15 protein-coding genes and 1 tRNA gene are annotated in these 17,399 nt (G+C 72.4%); 8 read left to right on the forward strand and 8 right to left on the reverse strand.

Annotated features, from left to right (window positions below):
• Positions 1-152 precede the first annotated feature (152 nt).
• The 3 genes from ABD948_RS13960 to ABD948_RS13970 all read left to right on the forward strand — a co-directional run bounded on the left by ABD948_RS13960 (position 153) and on the right by ABD948_RS13970 (position 2,716).
• A complete protein-coding gene (locus ABD948_RS13960; protein ID WP_345266839.1) occupies positions 153-1,103 on the forward strand; it encodes a tetratricopeptide repeat protein in 951 nt (316 codons plus the stop codon).
• 16 nt (positions 1,104-1,119) lie between these two features.
• Positions 1,120-2,031 (forward strand): alpha/beta fold hydrolase, encoded by a 912-nt coding sequence (locus tag ABD948_RS13965; RefSeq protein WP_345266841.1) that lies wholly within the window; start codon positions 1,120-1,122, stop codon positions 2,029-2,031.
• A 166-nt stretch (positions 2,032-2,197) separates the two neighbouring features.
• A complete protein-coding gene (locus ABD948_RS13970; protein ID WP_345266843.1) occupies positions 2,198-2,716 on the forward strand; it encodes a DUF3145 domain-containing protein in 519 nt (172 codons plus the stop codon).
• Positions 2,717-2,752: 36 nt separating this feature from the next.
• Here ABD948_RS13970 and ABD948_RS13975 read toward each other — a convergent pair whose 3' ends face one another.
• From ABD948_RS13975 to ABD948_RS14005, 7 genes are all read right to left on the reverse strand, one after another.
• Positions 2,753-3,214, reverse strand: a complete 462-nt coding sequence (locus ABD948_RS13975; protein ID WP_345266845.1) for a hypothetical protein — start codon at positions 3,212-3,214, stop codon at positions 2,753-2,755.
• A 96-nt stretch (positions 3,215-3,310) separates the two neighbouring features.
• A complete protein-coding gene (locus tag ABD948_RS13980; protein ID WP_345266847.1) occupies positions 3,311-4,762 on the reverse strand; it encodes an acyl-CoA carboxylase subunit beta in 1,452 nt (483 codons plus the stop codon).
• A 57-nt stretch (positions 4,763-4,819) separates the two neighbouring features.
• Complete coding sequence (locus ABD948_RS13985; RefSeq protein WP_345266849.1) at positions 4,820-6,070, reverse strand: beta-ketoacyl-[acyl-carrier-protein] synthase family protein; 1,251 nt, start codon at positions 6,068-6,070, stop codon at positions 4,820-4,822.
• Between the two features lie 83 nt (positions 6,071-6,153).
• Positions 6,154-6,399, reverse strand: coding sequence for an acyl carrier protein (locus tag ABD948_RS13990; RefSeq protein WP_345266851.1), 246 nt, complete (start codon positions 6,397-6,399; stop codon positions 6,154-6,156).
• 68 nt (positions 6,400-6,467) lie between these two features.
• Positions 6,468-7,466: a beta-ketoacyl-ACP synthase III gene (locus tag ABD948_RS13995; protein WP_345266853.1), complete on the reverse strand. Its 999-nt coding sequence runs from the start codon at positions 7,464-7,466 to the stop codon at positions 6,468-6,470.
• Entirely contained in the window at positions 7,466-8,650 is a 1,185-nt protein-coding gene (locus ABD948_RS14000) for an acyltransferase domain-containing protein (RefSeq protein ID WP_345266854.1), read from the reverse strand. The genes ABD948_RS13995 and ABD948_RS14000 overlap by 1 nt, the downstream gene beginning before the upstream one ends.
• A 146-nt stretch (positions 8,651-8,796) precedes the next feature.
• On the reverse strand, positions 8,797-9,987 hold the full coding sequence (locus ABD948_RS14005; protein WP_345266856.1) for a PucR family transcriptional regulator: 1,191 nt from the start codon (positions 9,985-9,987) through the stop codon (positions 8,797-8,799).
• A 275-nt stretch (positions 9,988-10,262) separates the two neighbouring features.
• Between ABD948_RS14005 and ABD948_RS14010 the strand changes: the two genes are divergently transcribed.
• The gene (locus ABD948_RS14010; protein WP_345266858.1) at positions 10,263-11,222 is read left to right on the forward strand and encodes an alpha/beta fold hydrolase; all 960 of its coding nucleotides are present in this window, start codon (positions 10,263-10,265) and stop codon (positions 11,220-11,222) included.
• 82 nt (positions 11,223-11,304) lie between these two features.
• On the opposite strand, the gene aceE is transcribed toward ABD948_RS14010, so the two are convergent.
• The gene (gene aceE, locus ABD948_RS14015; RefSeq protein WP_345268018.1) at positions 11,305-14,043 is read right to left on the reverse strand and encodes a pyruvate dehydrogenase (acetyl-transferring), homodimeric type; all 2,739 of its coding nucleotides are present in this window, start codon (positions 14,041-14,043) and stop codon (positions 11,305-11,307) included.
• A 285-nt stretch (positions 14,044-14,328) separates the two neighbouring features.
• Here aceE and ABD948_RS14020 point away from each other — a divergent pair, with 285 nt between their 5' ends.
• From ABD948_RS14020 to ABD948_RS14035, 4 genes are all read left to right on the forward strand, one after another.
• Positions 14,329-14,757, forward strand: coding sequence for a DUF3052 domain-containing protein (locus tag ABD948_RS14020; RefSeq protein WP_345266860.1), 429 nt, complete (start codon positions 14,329-14,331; stop codon positions 14,755-14,757).
• An 89-nt stretch (positions 14,758-14,846) separates the two neighbouring features.
• A complete protein-coding gene (locus ABD948_RS14025; RefSeq protein WP_345266862.1) occupies positions 14,847-16,538 on the forward strand; it encodes an AMP-binding protein in 1,692 nt (563 codons plus the stop codon).
• Positions 16,535-17,008: a peroxiredoxin gene (locus ABD948_RS14030; protein WP_345266864.1), complete on the forward strand. Its 474-nt coding sequence runs from the start codon at positions 16,535-16,537 to the stop codon at positions 17,006-17,008. Before ABD948_RS14025 ends, ABD948_RS14030 begins: the two co-directional genes overlap by 4 nt.
• Positions 17,009-17,231: 223 nt before the next feature.
• Positions 17,232-17,303, forward strand: a tRNA-Val gene (locus tag ABD948_RS14035).
• Positions 17,304-17,399: the final 96 nt, after the last annotated feature.

Here is a 17,399-nt window from a genome sequence, read left to right on the forward strand (position 1 = left end):
CACGTAGAGGCCACCGCAAGGTGGCCTCTACGCTATTTCAGGGGTCCTTGCCGCTCGAGCGCGTTCGCCGCGCCGACCGTTGGCGTGGGATCCTGTGACGGCACGACGGCACCACCACGTGCCACGAGGACATACGAGAACAGAGGAACACCATGACGCAGGACCGAGCCCGTCGACCGGGTCGCGACGACCGGCGAGGGGGCGCCCCTGGTGCCCGCGGCTCACGTCCCGAGCGCGGCGGCAAGCCCGAGCGCGGCGGCAAGCCCGAGCGCGGCGGCAAGCCCGAGCGCGGCGGCAGACCCGAGCGGGGCGGCAAGCCCGATGCCCGGGGCGGCCAGGAGCGACGAGGCGGCCCGGGTGCGCGCCGCACCGACGACCGTCGCGGGCCTCGCCGTGACCCCGAGCAGCGCTCGGCCGACCAGGCGGCCTACGACGGTCCCGAGCTGCCGAGCGACGTCACCGGTGACGAGCTCGACCCGTCGATCCGCAACCAGCTCAAGGGACTGCCGGAGAAGCTGGCGGCCCGGGTCGCGCGCCACCTGGTGGCTGCGGGTCGCGCGATCGACGACGACCCCGAGCTCGCCTACCAGCACACCAAGGCAGCGCGTGCGCGGGCTGCCCGACTCGCCGTCGTGCGCGAGGCGGCGGGCGAGGCCGCCTACGCCGCCGGGCACTACGCCGAGGCGCTGGCCGAGCTGCGTGCGGCGAAGCGGATGAACGGCGTGACGGCCTACCTGCCCATCATGGCGGACTGCCACCGCGCGATGGGCAACCCCGAGCAGGCGATCAAGTTGGCCAAGAGTCCGTCGGTGGCCAACTTCGCCCCGGAGGCGAAGGCCGAGATGACCATCGTCGAAGCCGGTGCGCGCCGTGACATGAAGCAGTTCGACGCAGCGCTGCGCACCCTCGAGATGGCCCCGCTGAACTCCAAGAACCGGGCGCCCTGGGTGGTGCGGCTGCGGTACGCGTACGCCGACACCCTGGAGGCCGCCGGTCGCGACCAGGATGCGCTGGCCTGGTTCCACCGCACGTACGCCATCGACAGCGAGCAGCTCACCGATGCCGCGGAGCGCGCCGAGGCGCTCGAGGGCCGGCTCGGGTAGCGCGGTCCCCGTCATCATGGGCAGCAGCGGACCGTCGCGTCCCACCCTGGAGGGCTCGGTCGCCGTCCGCGAGGGCAGGCGGCTGAGCTTCGCCGAGTACGGCTCTCCCCACGGTCAGGCGATCGTGTGGATGCACGGCACACCGGGTGCCCGGCGCCAGATCCCGCTCGAGGCGCGAGCCGAGGCGCGGCGGCTCGGCGTGCGGATCATCGGGATCGACCGCCCGGGCATCGGGTCGTCCACGCCGCACCTCTACCCCGAGGTCGGCGACTGGACGCACGACCTCGTGCTGCTGCTCGACGCGTTGGGCGTCGAGGACTGCCGGATGGTGGGGCTCTCCGGCGGAGGGCCCTACGCCCTGGCCGCGGGTGCCGCACTGCCGGACCGCGTCCGCGGGGTGGGGATCCTGGGCGGCGTGGCCCCCACGGTCGGGCCCGATGCGGCCGAGGGAGGTCCGATCCGGCTCGCGGTGCGCCTCGCGCCGCTGCTGAGCATGGGGCGGGTGCCCGTCGGAGTGGCCCTCACCGGCGCCATCCGCGTCGTGCGGCCCCTGGCCGGACCGATCCTGGACCTCTACGCCGCGGTCCAGCCGCCGGGGGACAAGAACCTGCTGGCACGCCCCGAGTTCAAGGCGATGTTCCTGGACGACCTGCTCAACGGCAGCAGGTTCCAGACCTCCGCCCCGCTCACCGACCTCGTGCTGTTCACGCGGGACTGGGGCTTCGCGCTGGCCGACGTGCAGGTGCCGGTGCGTTGGTGGCACGGCGACGACGACCACATCGTGCCCCTGCGGCACGGGCGGCACGTCGTCGAGCGGCTGCCCGACGCCACCCTGCGCGTCATCGGGGGCGAGAGCCACCTGGGTGGACTGGGCATCGCCACCGAGGTGATCGCCACGCTCACGGCACTGGGTGCGGGTCGTGGCTGACAGCCGGCGCCGGTCGGGCTGGCGTCCGGGCGCCACATGGGTCACAATGGCCACCTAACTACACAGGTGTGACACGCACGGCCCGCCTCCTCACGGCGGAGCCTCCATGACGAGCCCGCTGGGGAAGGCGCAGCTCGCGCCGGAGGCACCACCAGAGGAGTCCACGGTGACCGCACGCACCGCACCCCGCACTGCGACCAGAGGCGTCCTGTACGTTCACTCGGCGCCGTCCGCGCTGTGCCCGCACATCGAGTGGGCCGTGGGCGGCGTGCTCGGCGTGGCCGTCAACCCCAGCTGGTCTCCTCAGCCTGCCCAGAGCGGCTCGTACCGCACGGAGCTCTCGTGGAGCGGCGAGGCCGGCAGTGCCGCTGCCATCGCCTCGGCGCTGCGCGGGTGGAACCACCTGCGCTACGAGGTCACCGAAGAGCCCACCGGTGCCACGGAGGGCGCCCGCTACTCCTTCACGCCCGACCTGGGCATCTTCCACGCCGTCACCGGCCTGCACGGCGACATCATGATCCCCGAGGACCGCCTCAAGGCCGCGGTGGTCAAGGCAGCCCTGGGGGAGACGACGTTGGTCACCGAGATCGACAAGCTGCTGGGCAAGCCCTGGGACGACGAGCTCGAGACCTTCCGCCACGCCGGCGAGGGTGCGCCCGTGCGGTGGCTGCACCAGGTCGTCTGACCGACCGCGGCCCGGACCTACCGGAGGCGGCAGGGCTCAGCGGCGGGTGAGCCGGAACGTCGAGGGACGGACGAAGCCCTCGAACTTGTCGAAGCCGTCCTGGTAGGTGATCTTCATCCGGATCTTGTACCGCCCCAGGCGCAGCGAGGGTGCGCACAGCCGGAAGAACGCCTTGCCCCGCGGGGGGTTGGCGCCGGCGTCGAACGCGGGGCCGGCCAGCGCCTTGCCCCCGGGCCCGGTCAGGAACAGCTCGGCGGCCCACTGGTCGGTCGGCGGGGTGATGACGTAGCGGTACCGGTAGGAGGCGCAGCCGCGCTTCAGCACCTGGTTCGGAGCCTTGGTCGAGCCCCAGGTGGCGGGCTTGCCGGGTTGCCCGGCCGCCTGTGCGGGCGGTCCGGTGACGGCGAGCAGCGTGCCTGTCAGGGCCACGGCGCTCAGGGAGACCGCCAGCTGGCGGGCGAGCGGCGGCTTCGGGGTGGTCCGGGCCAGGTGGGCCATGGGTGGGTCGACTCCTCGAGCGTTGCTGTGACGTCCGTCATCAGGTCAACGCCACCCTAGCGGCCGGGGTTACGTGGGCCGGGGCTCGCGAGGGTCTCAGAGCGGGATGTTGCCGTGCAGCCCGCGGCGCACGCCGTCGGACTGGACGGCGTCGTGCAGAGCCTGGGCCAGCGCGGACCGGGTGCGGGAGGGCTCCACGACCTCGTCGACGACGCCGATCTCGACGGCCTTGTCGACGCCTCCGGCGATCCGCTCGTGCTCGGCGGCCAGCTCGGCCTCCACCTCGGCACGCAGGTCGGGGGCCACCTCGGCCAGCTTGCGGCGGTGCAGGATGCGGACCGCGGCCACGGCACCCATGACGGCGACCTCGGCTCCGGGCCACGCGAACACCCGGGTGGCGCCGAGCGAGCGTGAGTTCATGGCGATGTAGGCGCCGCCGTAGGTCTTGCGGGTCACCAGCGTCACCCGCGGGACGGTGCACTCGCCGAAGGCGTGCAGCAGCTTCGCGCCGCGACGGACGACGCCGTCCCACTCCTGGCCCACACCGGGCAGGTAGCCGGGCACGTCGACGACGACGATCAGCGGGATGCCGAACGCGTCGCACATGCGCACGAAGCGGGAGGCCTTCTCGGCCGAGAGCGAGTCCAGGCAGCCGCCGAGGCGCAGCGGGTTGTTGGCGACGACGCCGACCGACCGGCCGCCGAAGCGGCCCAGCGCGGTGACGATGTTGGGGGCCCAGCGGGCGTGGAGCTCCTGCATGGTGCCCTCGTCGAGGATCTCCTCCACCAGCGGGTGCACGTCGTAGGCGCGCTTCTTGGACTCCGGCAGCACGGCCTCGAGGTCGCGGTCCACGACCTCCTCGGCCCGCAGGCTGCCCTGGGCGCCGGTCAGCGAGGCGACGGTGCGGGCCCGCTCGAGGGCCTCGGCCTCGGAGTCGGTGAGGATGTGCACGACGCCGGAGCGCCGGCCGTGCGGCTCGGGCCCGCCGAGGCGGAGCATGTCGACCGCCTCGCCGGTCACCGAGCGGACGACGTCGGGGCCGGTGACGAAGATGCGGCCCTCCGGGCCCAGGATGACGACGTCGGTGAGGGCCGGGCCGTAGGCGGCGCCACCGGCGGCCGGGCCGAGCACCACGGAGATCTGCGGGATCTTGCCCGAGGCGTGCGTCATCACCTGGAAGATCCGGCCCACGGCGTGCAGCGAGAGGACGCCCTCGGCCAGCCGCGCACCGCCCGAGTGCCACAGCCCGATGATCGGCACCTGGTCGGTCATCGCCCGGTGGTAGGCGTCGACGACGACGCGGCAGCCCTGGTCGCCCATCGCACCGCCCATCACGGTGGCGTCGGAGCAGAAGGCCACCACGGGGGCGCCCTGCACGGTGCCGAGCGCGGCCACCATGCCGGAGTCGTCGTCGGGGGTGATCAGCTCGAGCGAGCCCTCGTCGACGAGCGCACGCAGCCGGGTGACCGGGTTGCGCGGGTCCTGGTCGCGCGGCAGCTTGGCCGAGCGGGCGGGAGGTGCCGAGGGGGCGGTGGGCGTGGTGGTCATGCGGTGCTCCGAGTCTCGTGGCCGGACGGTGCGGGCGGTGGCGGGCTGGGAGCCGGCTCAGACGCTGCCGAAGGCGACGGCCACGTTGGCGCCACCGAACCCGAAGGAGTTGTTGAGGGCCGCGATCTGTCCCGAGGGCAGGTCGCGCGCCGTCGTGGCGATGTCGAGCTCGACCTGGGGGTCGAGGTCGTCGAGGTTGATCGTGGGCGGGACGACCCGGTGGTGCAGGGCGAGCACCGTGGCGATCGCCTCGAGGGCGCCGGCACCACCGAGGAGGTGGCCGGTCATCGACTTGGTGGAGGTGACGACGACGTCGCCGACGTGCGCGCCGAGCGTGGCGTGCAGCATCAGGCCCTCGGCGATGTCGCCCTGCGGGGTCGAGGTGGCGTGGGCGTTGACGTGCCGGATGGCCGAGGGGTCGATCTCGGACTCCAGCAGCGCACGCTTGATGGCGCGGGAGCCGCCGCGCCCGGCCGGGTCGGGCTGGGCGATGTCGTGGGAGTCGGCGGTGATGCCGGCGCCGAGGACCTCGGCGTAGATGCGCGCGCCGCGCGCCTTGGCGTGCTCCTCGGACTCCAGGACCAGCACGCCGGCGCCCTCACCGAGCACGAACCCGTCGCGCCCGGTGTCCCAGGGCCGCGAGACCGTGGTGGGGTCGCTGGTGTTCTTGGAGAGCGCCATCATGTTGGCGAAGGCGGCCATCGGGAGCGGGTGGATCGCCGCCTCGGTGCCACCGGCGACGACGACGTCGGCCCGGCCGAGCCGGATCTGGTCGATCGCCAGCGCGATGCCCTCGTTGCCCGAGGCGCAGGCCGAGACCGGCGTGTTGACGGCTGCGCGGGCGCCGACGTAGAGGCTGATGTTGGCCGCCGGGGCGTTGGGCATCAGCATCGGCACGGCCAGCGGCGAGACCCGGCGCGGGCCCTTGGCGGTGAGCGTGTCGTAGTTGGCCAGCAGCGTGTTGACGCCGCCGATGCCGGAGGCCATGGCCACACCCACCCGGTCGCCGTCGAGGTCGCCGGAGGCCTGCGCGGCGTCGAGGCCGCTGTCCTTCCAGGCCTCCATCGCCGCTACCATCGCCAGCTGCGAGGAGCGGTCCAGGCGGCGCGCCTTGACCCGCTCGAGCACCTGCGTGGGGTCGACGGCGGCCGTGCCGGCGATCTTGACCGGCAGGTCCTCGACCCAGTCCTCGGTGATGGGTCGGACGCCCGAGCGCCCCGCGACCAGGCCGTCCCAGGTGCTCTCGACGTCTCCGCCGAGCGGGCTGCTGGTGCCCAGACCGGTGACGACGACGCGGGTGCGGCTCATGGTGGTGCCTCTCTCTCGGGTGGGTGTGGCTGGTGCTGCTGTGGTGCTGCTGTGGTGCTGGTGGCGCTGTGGTGCGCGGCCTCTCAGGCCTGGGCGCGCTCGATGAACGCGACGGCGTCGCCGACGGTCTTGAGGTTCTTGACCTCGTCGTCGGGGATGGTGACGCCGAACTTCTCCTCGGCGGCCACGACGACCTCGACCATCGAGAGCGAGTCCACGTCGAGGTCGTCGACGAAGGACTTGTCGAGCTGCACGTCGTCGGCGTCGATGCCGGCGACCTCGTTGACGATCTCGGCGAGGTCGGCGCGGATCTCTTCGGTGGTGGCCATGGTGGCGGTCTCCTTCGTGGTTGGGTCGCGCGGTCGGTGCGCGGGGTGGTCCGGCCTGCGTCAGCAGGTCAGGGGACGATGACGACCTGGGCGGCGTACGCCAGGCCGGCACCGAAGGCGATCAGGAGAGCGACGTCTCCCGAGCGCGCCTCGCCCTCGCGGATCATCCGCTCGAGGGCCAGGGGAACAGAGGCGGCGGAGGTGTTGCCGCTGTCGACGATGTCGCGCGCGATGCGCACGTGCGCGGGCAGCTTCATGGCCCGCGCCATCGCGTCGGTGATGCGGTTGTTGGCCTGGTGCGGGATGAAGACGTCGAGCTCCTCGACGCCGATCCCGGCCCGGTCGAGCGCCTGCTGGGCGGTCTTGGCCATGGTGAACGAGGCCCACCGGAAGACCGAGTTGCCCTGCATCACCAGGTGGGGGGTGCGCGGCTCGTCGTCCGCGAGCACCTCGTCCCAGGCCTGGCGCGAGCGGATCAGGTCGGCCTGCTCGCCGTCGGAGCCCCACACGACCGGCCCGATGCCGGGGGTCTCGCTCGGACCCACGACGACGGCTCCGGCGCCATCGGCGAAGATGAAGGCGGTGCCGCGGTCGGTCGGGTCGGTGATGTCGGAGAGCTTCTCCACGCCGATGACCAGCACGTGGCGGGCGCTGCCGCCGCGGATGAAGTCCTGGGCCATGGCCACGCCGTGGCAGAAGCCGGCGCACGCCGCGGAGATGTCGAACGCGGCGGCCTGCTCGGTGCCGAGGTCGTGGGCGACCAGGGTCGCGAGCGCGGGGGTCTGCATGAGGTGGCTGACCGTGGCGACGACGACGCAGTCGATCTGGCGGGCGTCGACGCCGGCGGCCGCGAGCGCCTCGCGGGACGCGGCGACCGACATGGTGCGCACGGTCTCGTGCGGCCCGGCGAAGCGACGGGCGCGGATGCCGGAGCGCTGCTGGATCCACTCATCGCTGGACTCGATCGCGTCCACGACCTCGGAGTTGGGGACGATGCGCTCGGGGCGGTAGGCGCCGACGCCGAGCAGGGCAGCGTGGGCCGCGCCGGTGCCGGAGGTCAGCGGCATCAGACGCCGCCCACCGGGTGGAGGCGGATCAGGGGCTGACCGGGGGAGACCAGGTCGCCGTCCTCGACGAGCCACTCGAGCACCTCGCCGCCGTGCCCGGCGGTGACGGCGATCGAGTCGCGCAGGGTCTCGACGGTGCCGATGCCCGCGCCCTTGGAGAGCACCTCGACCGCGGCCGCGTCGGCGTCGCGGTGGAAGGTGCCCTTGGTGGGGGAGACGACCATGCGCCAGGTGGGCGAGGCGTTGAAGACCGAGCTCTCGCCGTGCTTGGCGCAGAACGCGCGGGCGTCGTCGAGCTGGTCGGGGGTCTTGAGGGCGAAGGTCTCCACGCCCTTCATCGCGCGCTTGGCGATGCCGGTCAGGGTGCCGGCCGGGGGCATCTCGAGGATGCCGGTGACGCCGAGGTCGAGCATGGCGTCCATGCACAGGTCCCAGCGCACGGGGTGCGCGATCTGGCCGACGATGCGCTGCAGGACCTGCGACCCGTCGTGCACGACCTGGCCGTCGCGGTTGGAGATCAGCGGGATGCGGGGATCGTGCACCGAGACCGAGCGGGCCAGGTCGGCCACGTGGCCGACCGCGGGCGCCATGTGCTCGGTGTGGAAGGCGCCGGCGACCTTGAGCGGCATCAGCCGAGCCTTGGCCGGCCCGTCCTCGGCGAGGGCGGCGAGCTGCTCGAGGGTGCCCGCCGCGACCACCTGGCCGGGGCCGTTGTCGTTGGCGGCCGTGAGGCCGTGCTTGTCGATACTCGCCAGGACCTCGTCGCGGTCCCCGCCCAGCACGGCGGTCATGCCGGTGGGGGTGGCCTCGGAGGCGGCAGCCATCGCGCGGCCCCGCTCGCGCACCAGCACCATGGCCTGCTCGGCGGTGATCGTGCGCGCCCCGGCGGCGGCGGTGATCTCGCCGACGCTGTGCCCGGCGACCGCGCCGACCTTGTTGAACGCGTCGGCGGGGTGCGGGAACAGCTCGAGCGCGGCCAGCAGACCCGTGGCCACCAGCAGGGGCTGGGCGATCTGGGTGTCGCGGATCTCGTCGGCGTCGGCCTCGGTGCCGTAGTGGGCGAGGTCGATGCCGGCCACGGTGGAGAGCCACCGCAACCGTGAGGCGAAGGTCTGGTCCTCGAGCCAGGGGGCGAGGAAGCCGGGCGTCTGGGCGCCTTGTCCGGGAGCGACGATGACGAGCACGAGGTCCACTGTGCCGCGACGGCGGCGGCGCGACGGCGTCGGCAGCCACGAAACTCGCCCCCCGAACTTTGTAGGGTCTCCACAAAGTCGCGGATCTGCTGGACAACCGGCCGCCCGCTGTCCACCCGCCGGTCATCCTCCGGCCGTCACCGCGCGGACTGGCGTCCCAGGATGATCGCCACCTGCAGGGCGAGCCCGTCGCGCGGCAGAGTGGGGGAGAAGCCGGTGACCTCGGCGGCCTGGCGCAGGCGATAGCGCACGGTGTTGGGGTGCACGAAGAGCTCGCGGGCGGTCGCCTCGATGGATCCACCGCTCTCCAGGTAGGCCGCCACGGTCTCGAGCAGGGCGCCCCGGGACTCCGCCAGGCGCCGGTGCACCTCCTCGACGAGGAAGCGGCGGGCGTGGCCGTCACCGGAGAGGGCGCGCTCGGGCAGCAGCTGGTGGGAGTGCACGGGTCGCGGCGCCCCCGGCCAGCCCCCGGCCGCGCGGTGCGCGGACAGGGCGGCCCGCGCGGAGACGTGCGCGTGCGCGAGGTCCTCGCTGACCGGGCCGATCACCACGGGTCCGGTGCCGAACAGGTCGACGAGGTCGGGCGCGGCCTCCTCGGGCGCCAGTCCGCCCAGGAGCACGACCAGGCGCTCACCCTGGACGGCGCAGAGCGCGTCGAGCCCGGAGGCGCGCGCCACCCGGCGGACCTCGTCGAACAGGTCGGAGTCGGCTCGCCGCTCGGGGGTGCGGCCCAGCACGGCCACCACCTGGGCGCCGGTGGCCCAGCCGACCGCGCTGGCCCGCGAGAGCACCGCCTCGTCAGTCTCGGCGCGCAGCACGGCGTCGACGACGAGCGCCTCGAGGCGGGCGTCCCAGGCGCCCCGGGCCTCGGCGGCGCGCGCGTAGACCTCGGCGGCGGCGAAGGCCACCTCGCGGGCGTAGCGCGACATCGCGGCCTGGACGGCGAGGCGGTCGTCGGGATCGAGCAGGTCCCCGTCCTCGACGTGCGACTCCAGCACCTCGATCGAGAGCCGCACCAGGTCGACGGTCTGCTGCAGGCTGATGGCGCCGGTGAGCGTGCGGGGAGCCGCACCGAACACCGACGCGGTGACGCCGGAGGTCGACCGCACGCTGGCCACGGCGCCGTCCTCGAACCAGTCGACGAAGCCACCGATGCCGGCCTGGACGATCTGTCCGACCCAGGCGCGCTCCTCGGCGCTCAGCTCCTGGAACCAGGCCACCTCCTCCTGCATGCGGCCGGTGGTGAGCGTGCTCAGTGCCCCGGCCGCGCGGCGCAGGGCCCGGGCGGCCCGCTGCCGGGAGATGCCCTGCGTGGTCCCGGTGGTCACAGGCCGAGGGTAGTCCCGTCCCGTCCCGTCCCACGGATGCCGCTCGATACCGCTGGGTACCGGATCTCGGCGCGTGTCAGGCGCAGGGCAGCGGTCGTGACCCGACCGTCACCTGCGGGTGATCGGTCGGTGATCCAACCGGGAGGCAACCCCGGCTACGGTCACATGCCGGTGCGCACCACCAGCACTGATGACGCGTGGAAACAGCGGTTGCCCTGCGCCAGGCCCGACGGCTCTGGTTGAATCCGGAAGTACCCCACCCCCGAGGAGGCGCGGTGAGCGACTCGCGACACGAGGTGCAGTTCCTGACGATCCACGGTCACCGCCGCGCGTTCGTCAAGACCGGCACCGGCCCCGCCCTCCTGCTGCTGCACGGGCTGGGCTGCGACCACACCACCTGGCTGCCGGTCATCGACACCCTCGCCCGGCGCTACACCGTCATCGCCCCCGACCTACTGGGCCACGGCCAGTCGGCCAAGCCGCGCGCCGACTACAGCGTGGGCGGCTACGCCAACGGCATGCGCGACCTGCTCACCGTGCTGGGCATCGACAAGGCCACCGTGGTGGGCCACAGCTTCGGCGGCGGCGTCGCCATGCAGTTCGCCTACCAGTTCCCCGAGCGCACCGAGCGGTTGATGCTGGTCGCCAGCGGCGGGCTGGGCCCCGAGGTCTCACCGCTCATCCGCGCGATCACCACGCCCGGCTACCACCACGTCATGGGGGCGCTGACCCTGCCCGGCGTGCGCCACGTGGGCGTGGCCGGTCTCAAGGCGCTCGCCGCGTCCGGGCTCAGGAGCACCCGCGACCTCGCCGAGGTCGCCGACATCTACGACACCTTCAAGGACCCGCACGCCCGTCACGCCATCCGGCACGTGGTGCGGGCCGTCGTCGACTGGCGCGGACAGATCGTCACGATGGCCGACCGCGCCTACCTGACCCAGGCGATGCCGATGGCGGTGGTGTGGGGCCGCGAGGACCACGTGATCCCCGTGCGGCACGCCAGCAACGCCGCGGCGCTCGCGCCCGAGGCCCGGGTGGAGGTGCTGCCCAACGCCGGTCACTTCCCGCACAAGGACCACCCGGAGCGGTTCGCGAAGATCGTCCACGACTTCATCCGCACGACGCGTCCGGCCACCTACTCGCGCGGCAAGTGGCGCTCGCTGCTCAAGGCAGGCCAGACGACGGTGCCCGCCGCCATGGGTCGTCTCTCGGTCGTGCGCGACTCCTCGGCCTGACGCACCCGGCCTCCACGACGGCAGAGACGACGAAGCCCCCCGACCGCACGGTCGGGGGGCTTCGTCGCGGCGGTAGCCGAGGTCAGGCGTCGCCGCCCTCCTGGGCCACGTCGGCGACCGCGGTCGGGTCGTCGATGCGGTAGGACTCGCGGGCCTTGGTGACCTTCTCCGGCTCCAGGTCGCCGGCGTCGGCGAGCGCCTGGAGGGCCCGGACGACGACCGACTGCGCGTCGATGCGGAAGTAGCGCCGCGCGGCGGGGCGGGTGTCGGCGAACCCGAACCCGTCGGCGCCGAGCACGCAGTAGTCGCCGGGCACCCAGCGCGCGATCTGCAGCGGCACCGCCGACATGTAGTCGGAGACGGCGACGAAGGGCCCGCCGCTGCCGTCGAGCTTGCGCGTCACGAACGGCGTGCGCTGCGGCTCGTCGGGGTTCAGCAGGTTCCAGTCCTCGCAGGCCACGGCCTCACGGGCGAGCTCGTTCCACGAGGTCACCGACCACACGTCGGCGTCGACGCCCCACTCCTCGCGGAGCATCCGCGCGGCGTCCTCGACCCACGGCATGCCGACGCCCGAGGAGAGCAGCTGCACCTTCGGGCCCTCGCCCTCGGCGCGGGACACCTGGTGGATGCCCTGCAGGATCCCCTCGACGTCGACGTCGTCGGGCTGCTTGGGCTGGCTGACCGGCTCGTTGTAGACGGTGAGGTAGAAGATGACGTCCTCGCCCTGCTTGCCGTCCTCGGTCTCGCCGTACATGCGCTCGAGGCCGGACTTCATGATGTGGCTGATCTCGTAGGCGTAGGCGGGGTCGTAGTGCACGACGGCCGGGTTGGTGGCCGCGAGCAGCGGGGAGTGACCGTCGGCGTGCTGCAGCCCCTCGCCGGTGAGCGTGGTGCGACCCGCGGTGGCGCCGATCAGGAAGCCGCGCGAGAGCTGGTCGGCCATGGCCCAGATGGAGTCACCCGTGCGCTGGAACCCGAACATCGAGTAGAAGATGTAGAACGGGATCATGTGCTCGCCGTGCGTGGAGTACGCCGACCCGGCCGCGGTCGCGGAGGCCATCGCGCCGGCCTCGGAGATGCCCTCGTGCAGCATCTGCCCCTGCTCGGACTCCTTGTAGGAGAGCAGCAGCTTGCGGTCCACCGACTCGTAGCGCTGGCCGCCCGGGTTGTAGACCTTGGCGCTGGGGAACATCGCGTCCATGCCGAACGTGCGGTACTCGTCGGGCGCGATCGGCACCAGGCGGTTGCCGATCTCGGGGTCCTTCATCCAGTCCTTGAGCAGGCGCACGACCGCCATGGTGGTGGCGATCTTGTTCTTGCCCGAGCCCTGGCGGAGCTCCTGGTAGACCTTGTCGGCCGGGAGCGTGAGGGTCGTGGAGCGGATGACCCGGCGCGGCACCGAGCCGCCGAGCGCGCGACGGCGCTCGATCATGTACTCGATCTCCGGCGACTTCTCGCCGGGGTGGAAGAACGGCGCGGCGCCGGTCTCCTCGTAGGAGCGCTCGAGGTCGCGGTCCGAGATCGGCAGGTAGAGCCGGTCGCGGAACTTCTTGAGGTCCGCCGGGGTCAGCTTCTTCATCTGGTGGGTGGCGTTCTTGCCCTCGAGGGCGTCGATCGTCCAGCCCTTGATGGTCTTGGCCAGGATCACCGTCGGCTGACCCACGTGCTTGGCGGCGGAGTCGAACGCGGCGTACACCTTGCGGTAGTCGTGCCCACCGCGCGGCAGCTTCTCGATCTGCGTGTCGCTCATGTGCTCGACCATCTTGCGCAGGCGCGGGTCGCCACCGAAGAAGTGGTCGCGGACGTAGCCGCCGTCCTCGGTGGAGTAGGTCTGGAACTGGCCGTCGGGGGTGGTGTTCATCTGGTTGACGAGCACGCCGTCGACGTCGCGGGCCAGCAGGTCGTCCCACTCGCGGCCCCACACGACCTTGATGACGTTCCAGCCGGCGCCACGGAAGTTGGCCTCGAGCTCCTGGATGATCTTGCCGTTGCCGGTGACCGGGCCGTCGAGCTGCTGCAGGTTGCAGTTGACGACCCAGGTGAGGTTGTCGAGCTCCTCGCGGGCGGCGACGCGGATCGCGCCCAGGGACTCGGGCTCGGCCATCTCGCCGTCGCCGAGGAAGGCGTAGACGTTCTGCTGCGAGGTGTCCTTGATGCCGCGGTTGTGCAGGTAGCGGTTGAACCGCGCCTGGTAGATCGAGTTGATCGCCGTCAGACCCATGGAGACGGTGGGGAACTCCCAGAAGTCCGGCATGAGTCGCGGGTGCGGGTAGGAGGACAGGCCCTTGCCGGGGCCGTGCTGGACCTCCTGGCGGAAGCGGTAGAGCTGCTCCTCGTTCAGCCGGCCCTCGAGGAAGGCGCGGGCGTAGATGCCGGGGGAGGCGTGACCCTGGATGTAGATCTGGTCGCCGCCGCCGGGGGCGTCCTTGCCCTGGAAGAAGTGGTTGAACCCGACCTCGTAGAGGCTCGCCGAGGACTGGTAGGTGGCGATGTGACCGCCGACCTCGAGGCCCTTGCGGTTGGCGCTGGAGACCATCACGGCGGCGTTCCAGCGGATGAAGGCGCGGATGCGCCGCTCGGTCTCCTCGTCGCCGGGGAACCACGGCTCGCGCTCGGGCGGGATGGAGTTGATGTAGTCGGTGCTGCGCAGTGCCGGCACGCCCACCGCGGACTCGCGGGCACGCTCGAGCAGGCGCAGCATCAGGTAGCGGGCCCTGTCCCGGCCCCGCTCCTCGACCATCGAGTCGAAGGAGGCCAGCCAGTCCTGGGTCTCGTCGGGGTCGATGTCCGGGAGCTGGGTCGGCAGCCCCTCGTGGATCACCGACGGCTTGGCACCCGATCGGGTGCCCGTGGTGGTGTCGTCGTGGTCGGTCACCGCTCCATCGTGGCACGGGCCCGGGCCCCGCGAAATCTACCGAGGAGTACGTGGGCGTGGGCGCGTGCGCCCGCGTGAACGCGGCGCGGCAGTAGTCGTGGTGTGGACCCGAGGTTGCGCCCCCGCGTCAACTCCGGTGGACTATCACCACCGCGGCCGTCCGGGCCGCGGCGACGAGCGAGGCACTGGTCCACCGATCGGCTGCCGGACTGAACGACCAAGGAGGCCACGGTGAGTTCGACCGCGGGTGGCGGGACCACCCAGACAGGGATCCCCGAGCGACTGGGCGTCACGCCCGGCATGGTGATCCAGGAGCTGGGCTGGGACAACGACACCGACGACGATCTGAGGGTCGCGGTCGAGGACTGCATCGACGCCGACATGGTCGACGGTGAGTACGGCAACGTCGTCGACGCGGTGCTGCTGTGGTGGCGCGAGGGCGACGGCGACCTGGTCGACGGCCTCGTGGACTCCCTCACCGACCTGGTGGGGGGCGGCGTCATCTGGCTGCTCACGCCCAAGGTCGGCCGACCCGGCGCGGTGAACCCGGCCGACGTCGCCGAGGCCGCCCCGGTCGCGGGTCTCTCGCAGACCACGACGGCCGCCGTCAGCAAGGACTGGTCGGCCACGCGGCTCGTGGCGCCCAAGACCCCCGCCTGACCACTGGTCCACCGCACCTCGGCACCGGGCCCGGTCCGGGGTACCGGTCGTCGATCCGTCCACCACTCCACCGGCAGTCAGGAACGTACGTGCTCGAGACCCTCCGCACCCGCGCCCGCTCCACGGGGGTGATGCTCAAGGTCCTCACCGAGGCGGGCGTCGTCCGGCCGCTCTCCCCGGTCAAGCTGGCCCGTACCGGCCGGGCCGTCCTGCAGTGGGGCACCGGCCCCGCCGGTGGCTTCGCCTCGCTCGCCGCCCGCTACCCCGAGCGGGTCGGGATCATCGACGAGCGCGGCTCGCTGACCTTCGACCAGATCCACCGCCGCAGCAACGCCCTGGCCCGCTCGCTGGCCGACCTCGGTGTCGGCGAGGGCGACAGCGTCGCCGTCATGTGTCGCAACCACCGCTACTTCGTGGACGCCAGCATCGCCGTGGCCAAGCTCGGCGCCGACGTGCTCTACCTCAACACCGCGTTCGCCGGACCCCAGCTGGTCGAGGTGCTGGAGCGCGAGGCACCCAGCGCCGTCGTCCACGACGAGGAGTTCACCGAGCTGCTGGCCAAGGCCTCGCTCGAGAAGCGCGTGCTGGGGTGGGTGGAGACCGACCGGGAGGCGGAGGCGGCCGACGCCACCATCGACGGTCTCGTGGAGGCCGGCGACGACACCGACCTGACGCCGCCGCAGCGGCACTCGCGCGTGGTCATCCTGACCTCGGGCACCACCGGGACCCCTAAGGGGGCGCCGCGCAACGAGGCCGGCATCGACGCCGCCGTCGCGCTGCTCGAGCGCATCCCGCTGCGCGCCGGCACCCGGATGCACATCGCCGCGCCGCTGTTCCACACCTGGGGCTTCGCGCACCTGGCGCTCGGCATGCTGCTGGGCACCACCGCGGTGCTGCGCCGCAAGTTCGACCCCGAGGAGGCGCTCGACCTGCTCGAGCGCGAGCGCTGCGAGTCCTTCGTCGTCATCCCGGTGATGCTGCAGCGGATCCTGGCGCTGCCCGCCGAGCGGCTGGAGGAGGCCGACCTGTCGCGGGTCCGCGTGGTCACCTCCTCGGGCTCGGCGCTGCCCGGCGACCTCGCCACCACCTGGATGGACCGCTTCGGCGACCACCTCTACAGCACCTACGGCTCCACCGAGGTGGCCTACGGGTCCATCGCGACTCCGGCCGACCTGCGCCAGAACCCGTCGGCGGCCGGCACCCCGCCGTTCGGCACGATCGTGAAGATCCTCGACGAGGACGGCAAGGAGGTCGCCGACGGCACCTCGGGACGCATCTTCGTGGGCAACAGCCTGCTGTTCGAGGGCTACACCGGCGGCGGCAACAAGGACGTCGTCGACGGCCTGATGTCCACCGGCGACGTGGGCCGCATCGACGACGGCCTGGTCTACGTGGAGGGCCGCGACGACGAGATGATCGTCTCCGGCGGCGAGAACGTCTTCCCCAAGGAGGTCGAGGACTGCCTGGCGCGCCACGAGGCCGTGGACGAGGTGGCGGCCATCGGCGTCGACGACGAGGACTTCGGCAAGCGGCTGCGCGCCTTCGTGGTGCTCACCGACTCCTCGGTGACCGAGGACGACCTCAAGGGCTGGGTGAAGGAGAACCTGGCCCGCTACAAGGTGCCGCGCGAGATCGTCGTCATCGACGAGCTGCCCCGCAACGCCACCGGGAAGGTGCTCAAGCGGGAGCTGGTCGAGCGTGACGGCGACGGCAGCGGCGACGACGGCGACGACGGCGACGACGGCGACGACGGCAGCACCGACGAGGAGTCCGCCGGGTGAGTGATCCTGCGGGCCTGCCGGTCGGGACGCCGGCACCGGACTTCACCCTGCGCGACCAGTTCGGCGCCGACGTCCGGCTCTCCTCCTACCGGGGGAGCAAGGCGGTGGCGCTGGTCTTCTACCCCGCCGCGTTCTCGGGCGTGTGCACCGGTGAGATGGCGGGGATCCGCGACCGGCTCGCCGACTTCCTCACCTTCGACACCGAGGTGCTGGCCGTCTCGACCGACCAGATGTTCTCGCTGCGTGCCTTCGCCGACGTCGACGGCATCAACTTCCCGTTGCTGAGCGACTTCTGGCCCCACGGCGCCGTGTCGCGTGCCTACGGCGTCCTCGACGAGCGGGCCGGGACGGCGCGCCGCTCCTCCTACGTGGTCGACAAGGCCGGGTTGGTTAGCTGGGCGGTCCACAACCCGCCCGGGGAGGCCCGCGACCTGGTGGAGCACCTGACCCGGTTGCACCAGGCCGTCTAGTCACGACGGGTGGTTTCTTGCTCAACCACTTCCGCCGGCGTGCGCGGCCGGGTAGTGTCGGAGACGCCGAGCCAGTGGTGACCCGAGACGCCATTGGCTCGGCTCTTGACATTTGGGCTCGTGACATCGCTCCTGGCACTCCGGGGCACCGAGCCAGCCCCGAGCACTCCCGGCCCACGGCCGGTCGAGCGCGCGGGTAGTCTGTGGCCGCTTTGCGGCACCCGGGCGTATAGCTCAGCGGTAGAGCCCCTCGCTTACAACGAGGTGGTCGGGGGTTCGATCCCCTCTGCGCCCACCCCGCCGGCCCCGGCCCGGCCACCGTCTCCCACTGCGAGACGATCCCGCGCGGCGACATCCGCCGTCGGCGCGGCTCCGAACGCAGGGTGGCGCA

The organism is Nocardioides nanhaiensis, assembly GCF_039542785.1.
GTDB lineage: Bacteria > Actinomycetota > Actinomycetes > Propionibacteriales > Nocardioidaceae > Nocardioides > Nocardioides nanhaiensis.